This is a genomic window from Prochlorococcus sp. MIT 1303 (assembly GCF_001631965.1).
Lineage (GTDB): Bacteria > Cyanobacteriota > Cyanobacteriia > PCC-6307 > Cyanobiaceae > Prochlorococcus > Prochlorococcus marinus_D.
Genome location: NZ_LVHK01000035.1, coordinates 1 through 13,938, shown reverse-complemented (window position 1 = coordinate 13,938; position 13,938 = coordinate 1). Strand labels below are relative to the sequence as shown.

The following is a 13,938-nucleotide window of genomic DNA, read 5'->3' as shown; positions in this document are numbered from 1 at the left end:
GATTTCCCTCTAATTCTTAAGCAGATGGCCGAACGAAGCAAAGCTATGCCTTTCGGGCCTGACAAGAGCGGAACGGCCAACAAAAGCCTGCCCCAAAAGGGATCCAAATCGCCACAGATCAAGAAAGCAAAAGCGACCTCCAGCAGTCAGCAGGCCATTCCAAAGCCGGTGGCCAACCGCATGCTGCGGCGCGTGATCTTTGCCTCGGGTCTGCCTACTGCTGCAGGGATGGGTGTTTTTGTCGCTAGTTATCTGATTGTGAGCCGCGGCATTGCTGATATCTCACCATTCATCACGCTGATCAGTTCAGGAGCCTGCTTCCTCGTTGGCTTGATAGGACTAAGTTATGGGGTACTATCTGCCAGCTGGGAAGATGCTCCAGGCAGCCTGCTTGGACTGGAACACATTGGTCGCAACATAGGAAGAATGCGCGATTCAAGCAAAGCTAATCAACCAGGCTCAAAATCAGAGATCAAGCCAAAGGAATCCGGACAAACATCAGACAAATAGTCGGTCGCTGCATCGAGCTTTGAATGCCTGCTGTTGAAGGGAACTGAGTGCAGCAGAAGCGTCACGAACGCAGAACTGATGACCTAGGCATACGTAACGCACCTGGGGACCCTGGCGAACCGCTGCCACCACGGGTACCCGCACGCCAAATTCATCCTTGGCTGGGCGATGCTGATGGAGACATTCCCGAAGCTTGTGCTGCACAGTGATGTCACAGGCTTCATCAGGCATCAACTCCACCAACAGCAGTCGTAGGTCATCGATGGCGCGGCAATCATCAATGATCAATTGGATACGGTCGTCGCGACGATCAACAGAGGCCCAGATGAGCAGTCGCGCTTCCAACATGAGGTGATCTGATAGACGGGCATAGCTCTTGGGGAACACCACAGCTTCGCAACCACCGGTGAGATCCTCAATCTTGAGAACTGCCATGCGATCGCCCTTGCGGGTTGTGACTTGGCGCATCTCTGTCAGCATCGTGATCACACTGACCTTCGCCTTGTCAGGCTGATCCTCAAGGCTGGCAAGACCAATGGGCGCCAGCAATTGAGCTGGAGCAGTGAGCTGCTTGAGAGGGTGATCAGAAAGGTAGAAACCAACCAACTCTTTTTCAAGTCTCAGCTTTTCAGTCGGTGGGTAGTCGGGAACCGGTGCTGCCTTGGGTGCAGTGCTCAGCTCATCAGACGTTTGCTCGTCTGCAGCTCCAGCCACAAGATCAAATAGGTTGCCCTGACCACTTAGTCGATCACGGGCACGAGAAGCAGCCCAGTTGATCAGAAGCTCCAAGTCGGCAATTAACTGGGCCCGGTTCGATTCAGGGTCTATGGCATCTAGGGCTCCGCAATGAATAAGAGATTCCAACCCGCGACGATTCAGAATATTGGAGGGCAGACGATCACAGAGATCGGCAAGGGAGACAAAGGGGCCATCACCATCGCGATTGGCAATTAGCTGCCTGATTGCACCATCGCCAAGATTTCTCACAGCAGAAAGACCAAACAAGATGCGATCACCAGCAGGGGTGAAATCAATCCCTGAAGCATTCACATCTGGCGGCATCACTTCAATCCCCATTGCATTGCAATTCGAGATATAGCGCTGCACCTTGTCACTAGCGCCAGCATTGACTGTCAGTAATGACGCCATATAGGCAACTGGATAATGTGCCTTTAAATAGGCAGTTTGATAAGTAACAGCGCCATAAGCCGTTGAGTGACTCTTGTTGAAGCAATATTCGGCGAACAAAACCATTTGGTCGAAAAGCTCATCGGCGATCTTCTTATCAACACCACTTCGACTTGCACCTTCAACAAAAATACTGCGATGTTTCTGCATCTCTGAAACCTTTTTCTTGCCCATTGCACGCCGCAGCAAGTCAGCTTCGCCGAGAGAATAGCCAGCAAGATCCTGAGCAATCTTCATGATTTGCTCCTGATAAACCATGATCCCGTAAGTCTCCTTAAGGATTGGTTCAAGGGCAGCATGAGCAAAATCAATTGCCTCTCGACCATGTTTCCGATTGATGAATTTTGGAATCAATCCGGCATCCAAAGGACCTGGTCTGTACAAAGCTAAAATTGAGGAGATATCTTCAAGAGATGAGGGGCGAAGGTCACGCACAATCTGTCTCATCCCACTAGATTCAAGTTGAAAGATACCCTCAAGATCTCCTCTTGCAAGTAAGGCAAAAGTTTCAGGATCCTCTGGGGGCAATTGATCAGGATCAATTCTCTCTCCATTGCTGACTTCAACAAGCTCAAGTGTTTTGTCAATCATGGTGAGATTCTTGAGCCCAAGAAAATCCATCTTCAATAACCCCATCGACTCCACATCCTCCATGAAGTATTGAGTAATTACTTGTCCATCGTTATTACGCTGAAGCGGTACAAGATCATCTAGGGGCTCAGCAGCAATGACGACTCCAGCGGCATGAACGCCAAAGGTTTTATTTGTACCTTCAATGCGCATCGCCATATCGACCCATTTTGTAACTACTGGATCGTTCTGATACTTCTCACGGAATTCAGCATTTGGCGAATCGCTGCCGATCATCGTAGCTAGCTTTGCAGGTTTTCCCCTTACTACGGGAATAAGCTTGGCAAGTCGATCGGCATCTCCATAGGGAATATCAAGCACCCGGGCTACATCCTTCAAGACGGCCTTGGAGGTCATTCGGTTAAAAGTGATAATTTGAGCAACCTTGTCTTCGCCGTAACGACGCGTGACATAGTCGATCACCTCACCACGACGTTCAATACAGAAATCAGTATCAATATCAGGCATCGACTTACGCTCAGGATTAAGGAATCGCTCAAATAACAATCCGTTTTGAACAGGATCAATGTTGGTAATACCAAGGGCATATGCCACGAGTGAGCCAGCGGCTGACCCCCTCCCTGGTCCTACTGGAATGCCCTGTTCACGTGCAAAGCGGATGTAATCCCATACCACCAGGAAATAGGTGGGGAAGCCCATCTGTTCCATCACACCCAGCTCATAGGTGAGCCTTTCGCCGTAATGGTCATCAATTGGATCTGCCGTTGCCAGTTTCAACCTTTGCCGTAGTCCCTGCTCTGAGACCTCGTGTAGATAACTCACGGCGCTATGTCCTTCAGGAATCGGGAAACGAGGCATCTGATAACTACCGAGGATTGAGTATTCCTCAACCTTTTCGGCAACGGCTGCGGTGTTGGCAATAGCCTCTTGCAGCACATCAGGCTCGAGATGATCGGCGAACAGCCGTCCCATCTCCTGTTCAGACTTGATGTATTCAGTACCTGTGTAGCGCAGACGCTTCTCATCACTGATCAACTTGCCTGTCAGCACACAAAGCAGGGCGTCATGGGCCTCCACATCGTTCTTGCTGAGGTAATGGGCGTCATTGGTCGCAATCAGCTCAATCCCTAGCTCTTTGGCGATGCTCACAATCTCCACATTGACGATTCGGTCTTCCGGCGAGCCGTGATCCTGAACTTCGAGATAGAAGTCTTTGCCAAAGACCTCCTGGTACCAACGGGCCACATCCCTTGCTACATCAATGCGACCGCGCAAGATGGCTTGAGGAATCTCCCCACCAAGACAAGCGGTGGCAACAATTAACCCCTCGCTATAGGCCTTGAGCAGTTCTTTATCAATGCATGGCCTTGCAAAGATGCCTCGGCCGCGCATCCCGCGCAGATGGCTAATGCTGGTGAGTTTCACAAGATTGCGATAGCCAACAGCGTTCTTAGCAAGCACCACCAGGTGATAACGACGCTCCTTCTTCGGTTGTGGATCCTCAATGGACCCGTTGATCACATACATCTCATTGCCGATGATCGGCTTGATCTCAGCGTTCTTGCAAAGCTTCAGCAGTTCAATGGCGCCATACATCACACCGTGGTCCGTGAGTGCCAGAGCGGGCATGCCTAGCTCCTTGGCTCGCTTCACCATCTGGGGGAGCTGTGTTGCTCCGTCCAGAAGGCTGTAGTCGCTGTGGTTGTGAAGAGGAACGAATGCCATGCCCCCAGCCTAGGAGGAGGCGCAAGATGCAGGGTTGTTCATGTAGCCAAACGCTGCATCTAGCGCAAGAGATCGTTTAGGGAATGAAGTTTCCCTGCGGTTGATTTGCCATCACGTTTGCTGCTTGCTCATAGTGAAAAGCCACTTGTAGGAGGCGTGACTCCTCCAGCACATTGGCAATCAACTGCACTCCGATGGGAAGGCCATCGTCATCGAATCCACAGGGAAGACTGATGGCAGGCAAGCCAGCCAGGTTGGCTGGGATCGTCAGCAGGTCAGCCAGGTACATGGCAAGTGGATCATCAGCGTGGGCACCGACTTGGAATGCAGTGGTAGGTGATGTGGGTGTCAGCAGTACATCGACTGTTTGGAAGGCAGCATCAAAATCTTGACGGATCAATGTGCGGACCTGCTGGGCTTTTTTGTAGTAAGCATCCATGTAACCAGCCGACAGGGCATAGGTGCCGATCAGGATGCGTCGCTGCACCTCGCTACCAAAACCCTCTGCGCGACTTCGGGCTGTCATCGCGGCTAGAGCATCAGTTCCTTCAGCTCGGTAGCCGTACTTCACGCCGTCGTAACGCGCCAAGTTGGCTGAAGCCTCCGACGGGGCAATCACGTAATAGGTGGCGATGCCATCGCTAAAGCGTGGGCAACTCACTTCAACCAGTTCCGCTCCCAAGGATTGCAGTTTCTCTGCAGCTGCCAAAACTGTTCTCTTCACTTGCGCATCCAAGCCGTTCTGATCAAAGCACTCTCGAATCAAGCCGATGCGTACACCAGACATTGGTTGCGAAAGGGCAGAGCAATAATCGGGAACAGCAACATTGAGACAAGTTGAGTCACGAGGATCAGATCCTGCGATCACTTGCAAAAGCTCAGCAGCATCGGCCACGTTGGTTGTGAACGGTCCAACTTGATCAAGAGAACTGGCAAAAGCCACCAAACCCCAACGACTGACGCGGCCATAGGTGGGTTTAAGGCCTACGACCCCACAAAATGAGGCAGGCTGACGGATTGAGCCCCCAGTATCCGAACCCAAGGCAGCCATGCATTCACCTGCCGCAACAGCTGCTGCACTGCCACCAGAACTGCCACCCGGCACCCGGCTGATATCCCAGGGATTGGATGTAGCCCCAAACGCAGATGTCTCGGTCGAGCTACCCATGGCGAACTCATCGAGATTTGTTTTCCCGAGAAGCACAGCCCCGGCCTGCCAGAGGCGCTCAGTCACGGTGGATTCATAGGGCGGCACAAAGGTTTCCAGCATTCGACTGGAACAGGTGGTGCGTATTCCTTTCGTGCAGAGGTTGTCCTTAATTGCCAAAGGCACACCGGCCAGAGGTGGCAGAGACTCACCCGCAGCCAAGGCCTCATCGATGCGATCGGCATCGGCACGAGCTCGCTCTGATGTGACATCCAGAAAAGCGTGCAGAGTGGTATCAACCGCTGCGATACGAGCAAGTTGGTGATCTGTGAGTTCCCTGGCGGAAACCTCGCCGAGCTTTAGTTGCTGACGCCATTCAGCGATCGCCATCGGCTTGCGGTGCTGTGCTGTGCAGCAGCGACGCTATCAGTCGTCTGACCAGCCTTCGACTGCGATCGTCAGCGGCTCAACGCGACGACACCGCACGAGGGTGTGATTCACAGACGCAGGTCCCTCAAAAGAGAGATCCGCAACAAAGGTAGATAGCTTGACCTCAAGACTCTTTCGGGTCAAAAAAGGGCCGAACCAATAGGTGACATTTGGTTCACGGGTTTCAACCCTGGCCCACCAAGCCAAACCAAAGACATTGACGAGGCTACGCAGCGGCCTAATCAATGAGCCCATGATTGAGGTTGGCGGATGTGCATTATTTTGCCTCGTCATGTTCGAATTGGTGTTCCGCTGTCGGCTGCCAAGGAACTTTTGGATCAACCCTGAACACTCTCTTCATCAGGTGACTGATCCTCACGAACGTCAAAATTGCAATGCTGACTGGTCAGCAAATCCTCATCCTCAATCGAAGTTCTTTCTGCCTGCAAATCCCCTATTTGGCGATCCATCGGTGGCTCATCATCTTTGGAACAAAGTTGCTGGTTAGCCAAGCTGGACGGCAAAGCCTCACCAAACCGCTCAATCTCATCCGGCTGATGGATTGGGGACTGATTGGTTTTGGCAATGGGTTCTGACTCCACGGAAATGGAGTCGCAAGAGATCACCGGCAAAGGGCATTGAGGCCGCACGATCCTGGGTGATGGAGTTTGGCCATGAACCCCCTTCATCCAGCCACGACGAGCAACCTCGTATAAACACATCGCAGTAGCAACAGAGGCATTCAGACTGGGAGTAACCCCTCGTAATGGAACGCGTACAAGCTGATCACAATGGCGACGAGTTAGGAGAGAGATCCCCTGCTTCTCTGATCCCGTCACGATCACTAAAGGTCCGTCTAGATCGACATCTGGAAGGGTGATGTCCCCTTCCTCCGCCAGGCCAATAACTCGATATCCCGCTTGCTTCAGTGCTTCTAGAGAGCGATTGAGATTCACGACACGCGCTACTGGTAGATGCTCCAAAGCGCCTGCTGCAACCTTGGCCACCGAACCAGTGAGACCAGCACTTCGTCGTTGTGGGAGAACAACCCCATGGGCGCCAAGAGCCTCTGCAGAACGAATAATGGCGCCGAGATTGTGGGGATCCGTTAGGCCATCGAGGGCAAGCAAAAGGGGCGATTCCCCAAGACCCGCACATCCCTCGACCAGACTTTGCAAATCAAGGGTCTCCGCTGCAGCAGTCTGCAGAACAATTCCTTGATGCACAGCACCACCTGTGAGTTGACCGAGACGAGCCCAGGTGACCTCTTCAACAAGTACTCCTGAGGCTTTGGCCTCACGAAGCAATTGCAAAAACCTTGGTGCGCTTCGTAAATCTGATGTGCACCAGATGCGATGAATCGGACGCCCAGCTTCCAGAGCAGCTTGGCTGGCATGACGTCCCCAAAGCAGATCATCGGCAGCAGCCTGTCCGAATGCTTCCGCTTCTGGAACGCGATCCAAAGTAGATGGATCTAATCTTTTTGAAGACAACAGCCTGTCTGCAGGACGTGAACGTTCTCCCAAGTAGGAACGTCGCCCTAGCCGTTCATCGTTACGACGTCGTGATGGTCTCTCATCACGAAATCGACGAGCCTCTTTTCTGTCAGTTTCATTTGCACGCCCTTGCTCAGAGCGAGGACGATCCCGGCTAAAACGACCCTGCTCAGATCGAGGACGGTCCCGGTTGAAACGCCCCTGCCCAGAGCTCTCACCATTGAATACTTTTGAAGGGCTATCACCAGCTTCTCCATCAGGCCTGGAGCGATACACCCCTCGCGGTCCAGAGGAACGACCACCCGATGGGCGGCTGCCGGAAGAGCGGCTTCCGTAAGCAGAACGACCAGAATCCCCCTCGCCATCCCGTCGGATACCACCAGGACGACCTCCTCTAGGACGACCTCCTCTAGGACGACCACCGCGAGGGGGGTTTCCTGAACGGCGATCAAAGCGGGAGCTCATAAGAAGTGAAGAAGCTATAGCAAGTCTTGTTCGGTCTCCTCCAGTTGATCCAAGAGCTGAGCAAGTCGCGCCGGATTCTGCAAAAAGAGCCAGCCAACCATTGTCTCAAATCCTGTGGCCTTGCCGTAGGTCGCTGCATCTCCACGGCGTGGTCCTCGTCCGGATTTGTTACGACCTCGCCGTACCAAATCCTTCTCAAGATCTGAAAGATGCGTATCTAAGCGAAGCAGAGCTTCTGCCTGAGCAGCGGCCTTAACCTCGTCAACAACAGCTCGATGTAGATCTTCAGATCTGCCAGGTTGGTAACAATGACGCAGACGCTGATGCAATTCCCAAACAGCATCACCAAGCCAAGCCAACTGCAACGGTCCCAGTTCATTAGCACCGCCAATCGCTGACTGACTCCGAATCCAATTGTTCAAGCTTTCAACTGATTTAAAGCCGTACGCAGATCAACTGCCAGGTGGAGAAAATCCTCAAGCCGCACAAGCTTCACGGTTTGGACCACCCTTGCATTGCCTACAAGGGCAAATGACCGTTTGGCATCGGTGCACTTCTTGGCAGTTTGAACCAAAGCCCCTAGGCCAGAAGAGTCAAGAAAGTCAATCTTGTTCAGGTCAATAACCAAAGGAGCAGGATTGGCCAGGAGCACATCCTCGACGTAGGTGATGAACTGCTTCTCGGAATAAGCGTCTAGCTGGCCAGTGAACTGGAACACCAGACAACCCTGCCGCCGTTCAAAACCCCCTCTTAGAGAAACGGTCAGTCGCTGCAATTCGGTGATGGGACCAGTCCCCCGGGACGCAATGGCACGAAGTGTAGTGATACTGAGTGATCCGCACCACGCTTCAGCGACGATCTGCCATCAGCTCAACAAAGTGAGCGAAGTGGTGGTCTGCATCATGAGGACCAGGACTCGCCTCCGGGTGGTATTGCACACCAAAAACAGGTCGATCCCGATGCGCTATTGCGGCAACAGTGCGGTCATTGAGATTGAGATGGGTCACAACCACGCTGACCTCTGACAGAGACGAGGCGTCAAGTGCGAATCCATGGTTTTGACTGGTGATCTCCACCTGACCCGTTGTGCCGCAGGGATGGTTGAGCCCGCGATGGCCATAGGCCAATTTGAAAGTACGGCCACCCATGGCAAGCCCAATAATCTGATGACCTAGGCAAATACCAAACAGGGGGATATCAACCTTATTGAGAAGATCTTTAACCAGGGCAATACCACCATTCACGGCAGCAGGGTCACCAGGTCCATTAGATAGAAATACGCCCTCGGGTTGTGAACTCAACACGGTGGCTAAATCGGAACTGGCCGGCAGGACGGTGACCTCACAACCGTGAGCGACCAAACGGTCGAGTATGGCCCGCTTGATACCGAAATCAATCGCGACAACGCGATAGGGCGAATCAATGTGTCGCTTCAACCTTTGATCAAAGCCCACAGCACAAGTCGATCTCCAGCTGTATGGATCTTTTGTTGAGACCTGATCTGCAAGGTTTAATCCCTCCATCGATGGAGCCTGCTGCAACAGTTCCATAAGCTGCTTAGGGGTGGAACCATCGCTGCTTATGACGCCATTCATGGCTCCGACCTCGCGCAGATGTCTCACAAGCGCCCTGGTGTCAACACCTGAGATACCAACAACTCTTTGCCCCTCAAGCCAAGTCTGCAGCGACTGTTGGCAACGCCAACTGCTCGGCGTTGGGGAGAGTTGACGGGCGATGACACCCCTTGCATGAGGCCGGGATGATTCTTGATCATCAAGATTTACGCCTGTGTTACCCAACTCTGGATAGGTGAATGTGACCAACTGACCGGAGTAACTGGGATCCGTAAGTACTTCCTGGTAACCCGTCATGCCGGTGTTGAAAACCACCTCGCCCATCGCGGCACCGCGATGACCAAAGGCCTCCCCCTCAAGCACCGTGCCATCAGCAAGCACCAAGAGCGCTGAATTTCGCGATGAAGCAATCATCAGCAGCAGGATCCCGAAGTCATCGCAGTCTCATTCTCCAATTTGATGATCAAGTGCCATGCGGAGCCCTTCTAGCCGCTGCCAGGGGAGGCCCTCCTGCAGGCAAGTCTTTGCAGCAGAAACACCTGCTCGTAAATCATCTTGTAGGCCAGCAGCCCAGAGCACTAGGGCTGTATTCAATGCCACCACATCCCTTTGAGGGGCGGTGCCGCCTCCCTGAAGTACAGCGGAAAGAATCGCTTGATTTGTTGCCAAATCACCCCCCTGGAGAGCCTGCAAAGGAGCTCTAGTAAGCCCGAGTTCTGCCGAATCGATCGATGCTTGTCGCACATGACCATCCTCAAGCAAACGCATTGCATTGACTCCCTCCAACGACGCTTCATCAAGGCCACCGGCGCCATGGACAACAACGGCCCGCTGCAAACCAAGCCGTTGCAATGCTTCCGCCATTGGATTGAGCAGTTCAGCCTTAGCGACCCCGAGAACTTGGGCATTCGGTTGTAAAGGATTCACCAGTGGACCCAGAAGATTGAACACGGTGCGCACTCCAAGGCTGCGCCGCAACGGGGCCAAGTTGACCAAAGCGGGGTGCCAGGCCGGGGCAAATAAAAATGTGACGCCTACCTCAGCCAGGGCCTCCACCACAGAGACAAGAGGAGCTTTGAGCTGCAGACCCAGGCCCTCGAGAACATCTGCTGAACCGACTTTGCCACTTGCACTGCGATTGCCATGCTTAGCCACATTCGCCCCGCAGGCGGCAGCAGTAAACGCCACTGCGGTTGAGATGTTGAAGGTATCTGCACCGTCGCCACCTGTTCCACAGGTGTCGACCATAAGGATGTCTGGCAATGGGCAAGGCAAGGGACACGCACCTCGCAACACCAGGGCCATGCCTGACAACTCACTTCCGGTTACCCCCTTGGCTCGCAAAGCTGCTAGAAACGCACCGGTCTGCACAGGGGTTAGTTGTTCCGCCAACCAAGCCTCCATCAAGGCAGTTGCTTCCACCTCGGGCAGGTTTTGTCCCTCGAGCAACATCTCGAGGATTTGCGACCAAGAGGGAGAGGCAATAGCTGGAGTAGGCATCGGAGCAGAAAAAAACCCGGGTGCGAAGCACTCCGGGCCTGGTGATGGGGACAACACCACTATCCCCTAAATCTTTGCTGATGGCGAGAATCTCTACAAGAGAACAGCAAGAAAGAACTCTGATCCATCCAAACGGCGCTATTTAAGCTGTATAGGAACGACTTTCTGAGCGCTGGAACTAGCGCCAAGGCCAAAGGTCTCAGTTATTTAGCGCTGCGTCATGCCATCCCAAAAACTTGAGGATCTTGAGACATTCACACTAAAAATCTTGCACCCTTTAAGAACAATGACCCGAATCAACAATCAGGGCATAGAGACCAGATCGACATCCGGAGGTCATTCGTTAGTGAGCAGCAACGCTGCTTAATCGCAAGCATTCACCTGGATTGGATGGTTCTAATGCTGATTAGCTAAGGATCTGTGATCGCAACGTTTCAAGAATCCCTCTAGGCTCGCTCATCAAACTGGCTGCATAGGTTGAACCATGTAGCGATACCTGCATGGCAGCATTTCGCCTCGATCTCATTGGTCGTTATCTAAAGCCCCATCGCCGCACTGTGCTGATGGGTGCAATGGCCCTCGTGGTGGTGAACATTGTCAGCGTCATCATCCCCCTAGAGGTGAGGCGCATCATTGATGATCTCCAAGAAGGCTTTGCCATCACAGACGTGATGCGTCAGGCCAGCTGGATAGTGATTCTCGCCAGCATCATGGGCATCGTGCGTTTGGTGTCTAGGCAACTGGTGTTCGGTGTCGGTCGCCAAGTGGAGGTGGACCTGCGCCAGCGCATCTTTGACCACATGCTTAGGCAGGAACCCGGCTGGGTGCAGGAGACCGGTAGTGGTGAAGTCATCAGCCGTGCAACCAGCGATGTTGAAAACATTCGTCGTCTACTTGGATTCGCGATTCTTAGCCTTACCAACACTGTGTTGGCTTACTGCTTCACTCTTCCAGCGATGCTGGCCATCGACCCAGGGTTAACCCTGGCCGCGATCTCTCTCTATCCAGTAATGCTGGGCACTGTGCGCCTGTTTGGGGGGCGAATGATGCGCCAACAAAAACGCCAGCAGGAAGCTCTATCAAGTCTCAGCGAACTGATCCAAGAGGATCTCTCAGGCATAAGTGCAATCAAGATCTATGGCCAGGAGCAACCTGAACAGGATGCCTTTGCTGAGCGAAACAACACCTACAAAGACAGTGCTATTCGCCTGGCACGAACTCGCAGCACCCTCTTCCCCTTGCTGGGAGGAATCTCCTCGGTTTCACTGCTCCTACTTTTGGCACTTGGCAGCGGTCAACTGGAACAAGGCACCCTCAGCATCGGCGGATTGGTGGCCTTGATCCTTTTTGTGGAGCGCTTAGTTTTTCCTACTGCACTACTTGGTTTCACCCTCAACACTTTCCAGACCGGTCAGGTGAGCTTGGAGCGTGTGGAAGAGCTTCTGCAGCGTATACCGATGATTCGCAACCCAACCACACCATTAATCCTGGATACGCCGCTCAAAGGGCGAATCGAAGCACGTGAACTGCGGATTCGTTACGACAAAAGCAAGACCGACTCGCTGTCGGGACTGAGCTTTGTCATCAATCCAGGTGAACTCGTCGCCGTGGTGGGGCCAGTGGGATGTGGGAAAACGACCCTGGCAAGAGCTCTCGGAAGGATGGTGGAAGTTCCAAGGGGGCAACTTTTCATTGACAATCATGATGTCAATGATTTGCTGCTCGAGGATCTGCGCAGCAATGTTGCACTAGTTCCGCAAGAGGGATATCTCTTCACCAGCAGCCTCGCCGATAATCTTCGTTACGGCGATCCTCAGGCCTCCATGGAGCGAGTTGAAACATCTGCGAGGCAGGCCCGACTGATGGATGATGTCAGGGGCTTCCCGGATGGATTGGAAACGCTTGTAGGAGAAAGAGGCATCACTCTCAGCGGCGGGCAGCGTCAACGAACTGCTCTTGGCAGAGCACTTCTAGTGGAGGCTCCTGTTGTGGTTCTTGATGACGCTCTAGCAAGTGTTGATAACAAAACAGCTGCGTCGATCCTGAGCTCGATTCGTGTCCAACAGAATCAGACAATCCTGATGATTAGCCATCAGCTTTCTGCGGCCGCCGCCTGCGATCGGATTCTTGTTATCGAACAAGGACGGCTAGTCCAACAGGGCCATCACACTGACTTACTTGCTGTCCAGGGACCATACCGCCGGCTATGGGAACGGGAGCAGGCCAGTGATCAAATGGAAGCCGTTGCCTAAGCAAATCAAAGATATTATCAACGATATGGGTTGATAACAATGGAAGGACAATTCGTGCTTTGTTAATATAAATCGAATAACGTTCTAACGCACAGTGCTCTAAGACTAAGATTGGTAGTGCGACTAGCTTCTTTTAGACTATAGAGCTATACAAATCTATTTTTTAGATAGTCAGTATGATAAAACCAATTTAATTTAATATGATTAACTTCAATTGACTTGCCTTCCATTTGTATATGAAATTTTCAGTAAATCTGTATTTCTGTAAACTATATATTTTATGGTAGCCTATTATGAAGCTACTCATTATCAGACGAGAATCATGGGATCCATCACAGTTTTAAAGTTCAGCTCAGAGGATTGTGGCACTTGTCACCGTATGAGTCATTACGATGAGTCAGTCAGCAAAGAGCTTGGATATTCCTTTGTTAATGTCATGCTTCAGGATACAGATGTTTATCGCCGTTACCGGCGATTGCTTCTTGCCCAATACCCAAATAAAGTAGGTATGGGTTGGCCTACTTACCTGATCGTTAGTGATCCAGAAGGCGAATTTACAATCCATGGTGAACTTAAAGGAGGAATGCCAAAGGGAGATTTTCGCAACAGACTGTCCTCAATTGAAATCATCTAATATCTCTACTCTCTTTAATATATGATCTTTATCTTGTTAGTTACTTGGATATATATTTGCCTTACATGATAATTAGAACTTTTGTTTAATTTTTTAGCTTATCACTAATACACTCACATCTTAGTTAGCCTAATTCTTCGCAGGTACTTTTCTTTTTGTATGTTGTGGCTATGTCATTTATCTTTCTACCTCTGTACTAAAATTTCTCTATGATGCATTTCTGTTCTTCCGTTGATAACCTTTATTATTTACTCTATTATATGATTTTATGAGCTCTAAATCCTGTAGTTCGTGTGGTGGCTCAATGTTTAGAGCCGACCGTTCGCTTGCCGGTCGGTTGGTTTGCATGAACTGTGGAACTCCATTAGGGACACATAGTAGAAGTAGGCGAAGTTATTTATCAAACAGGACTCCATTAAGTTCTACA

The 13,938-nt window shown here is 51.8% G+C and carries 11 protein-coding genes; 3 read left to right on the top strand and 8 right to left on the bottom strand.

All coding sequences use genetic code 11. The features are described 5' to 3' along the window. Positions 1-24 precede the first annotated feature (24 nt). Positions 25-510 (top strand): PAM68 family protein, encoded by a 486-nt coding sequence (locus PMIT1303_RS03305; RefSeq protein ID WP_063397505.1) that lies wholly within the window; start codon positions 25-27, stop codon positions 508-510. On the opposite strand, the gene PMIT1303_RS03300 is transcribed toward PMIT1303_RS03305, so the two are convergent. The 8 genes from PMIT1303_RS03300 to trpD all read right to left on the bottom strand — a co-directional run bounded on the left by PMIT1303_RS03300 (position 499) and on the right by trpD (position 10,625). After that, a complete protein-coding gene (locus PMIT1303_RS03300) occupies positions 499-4,014 on the bottom strand; it encodes a DNA polymerase III subunit alpha (protein WP_063397504.1) in 3,516 nt (1,171 codons plus the stop codon). The genes PMIT1303_RS03305 and PMIT1303_RS03300 overlap by 12 nt on opposite strands. 76 nt (positions 4,015-4,090) lie before the next feature. Further along, positions 4,091-5,551 carry an Asp-tRNA(Asn)/Glu-tRNA(Gln) amidotransferase subunit GatA gene (gatA, locus tag PMIT1303_RS03295; protein ID WP_063397503.1) on the bottom strand — a complete coding sequence of 487 codons (1,461 nt, stop codon included), beginning with the start codon at positions 5,549-5,551 and terminating at the stop codon, positions 4,091-4,093. 36 nt (positions 5,552-5,587) lie between these two features. Beyond that, a complete protein-coding gene (locus tag PMIT1303_RS03290) occupies positions 5,588-5,845 on the bottom strand; it encodes a DUF1816 domain-containing protein (protein ID WP_063396006.1) in 258 nt (85 codons plus the stop codon). 83 nt (positions 5,846-5,928) lie between these two features. Beyond that, entirely contained in the window at positions 5,929-7,551 is a 1,623-nt protein-coding gene (rlmB, locus tag PMIT1303_RS03285) for a 23S rRNA (guanosine(2251)-2'-O)-methyltransferase RlmB (RefSeq protein ID WP_063397502.1), read from the bottom strand. 14 nt (positions 7,552-7,565) lie between these two features. Beyond that, positions 7,566-7,973, bottom strand: a complete 408-nt coding sequence (locus PMIT1303_RS03280) for a Mini-ribonuclease 3 (RefSeq protein ID WP_063397501.1) — start codon at positions 7,971-7,973, stop codon at positions 7,566-7,568. Then, complete coding sequence (locus PMIT1303_RS03275) at positions 7,970-8,326, bottom strand: STAS domain-containing protein (RefSeq protein ID WP_082818472.1); 357 nt, start codon at positions 8,324-8,326, stop codon at positions 7,970-7,972. Before PMIT1303_RS03275 ends, PMIT1303_RS03280 begins: the two co-directional genes overlap by 4 nt. A 73-nt stretch (positions 8,327-8,399) precedes the next feature. Continuing rightward, positions 8,400-9,539, bottom strand: a complete 1,140-nt coding sequence (gene carA / locus PMIT1303_RS03270; RefSeq protein ID WP_063397500.1) for a glutamine-hydrolyzing carbamoyl-phosphate synthase small subunit — start codon at positions 9,537-9,539, stop codon at positions 8,400-8,402. A gap of 30 nt (positions 9,540-9,569) precedes the next feature. After that, entirely contained in the window at positions 9,570-10,625 is a 1,056-nt protein-coding gene (gene trpD / locus PMIT1303_RS03265; RefSeq protein ID WP_063397499.1) for an anthranilate phosphoribosyltransferase, read from the bottom strand. Positions 10,626-11,125: 500 nt separating this feature from the next. Here trpD and PMIT1303_RS03260 point away from each other — a divergent pair, with 500 nt between their 5' ends. Together PMIT1303_RS03260 and PMIT1303_RS03255 are read left to right on the top strand one after the other, a co-directional pair. Continuing rightward, on the top strand, positions 11,126-12,877 hold the full coding sequence (locus PMIT1303_RS03260) for an ABC transporter ATP-binding protein (protein ID WP_063397498.1): 1,752 nt from the start codon (positions 11,126-11,128) through the stop codon (positions 12,875-12,877). A gap of 322 nt (positions 12,878-13,199) precedes the next feature. Next, a complete protein-coding gene (locus tag PMIT1303_RS03255; protein ID WP_197459760.1) occupies positions 13,200-13,511 on the top strand; it encodes a thioredoxin family protein in 312 nt (103 codons plus the stop codon). The last annotated feature ends 427 nt before the right edge of the window (positions 13,512-13,938 follow it).

Bases quoted from the DNA above. Each gene is read 5' to 3' on its own strand.
- carA (WP_063397500.1), bottom strand. From the start codon at position 9,539: ATGATTGCTTCATCGCGAAATTCAGCGCTCTTGGTGCTTGCTGATGGC.
- rlmB (WP_063397502.1), bottom strand. From the start codon at position 7,551: ATGAGCTCCCGCTTTGATCGCCGTTCAGGAAACCCCCCTCGCGGTGGT.
- trpD (WP_063397499.1), bottom strand. From the start codon at position 10,625: ATGCCTACTCCAGCTATTGCCTCTCCCTCTTGGTCGCAAATCCTCGAG.
- gatA (WP_063397503.1), bottom strand. From the start codon at position 5,551: ATGGCGATCGCTGAATGGCGTCAGCAACTAAAGCTCGGCGAGGTTTCC.
- PMIT1303_RS03300 (WP_063397504.1), bottom strand. From the start codon at position 4,014: ATGGCATTCGTTCCTCTTCACAACCACAGCGACTACAGCCTTCTGGAC.
- PMIT1303_RS03255 (WP_197459760.1), top strand. From the start codon at position 13,200: ATGGGATCCATCACAGTTTTAAAGTTCAGCTCAGAGGATTGTGGCACT.
- PMIT1303_RS03290 (WP_063396006.1), bottom strand. From the start codon at position 5,845: ATGGGCTCATTGATTAGGCCGCTGCGTAGCCTCGTCAATGTCTTTGGT.
- PMIT1303_RS03305 (WP_063397505.1), top strand. From the start codon at position 25: ATGGCCGAACGAAGCAAAGCTATGCCTTTCGGGCCTGACAAGAGCGGA.
- PMIT1303_RS03260 (WP_063397498.1), top strand. From the start codon at position 11,126: ATGGCAGCATTTCGCCTCGATCTCATTGGTCGTTATCTAAAGCCCCAT.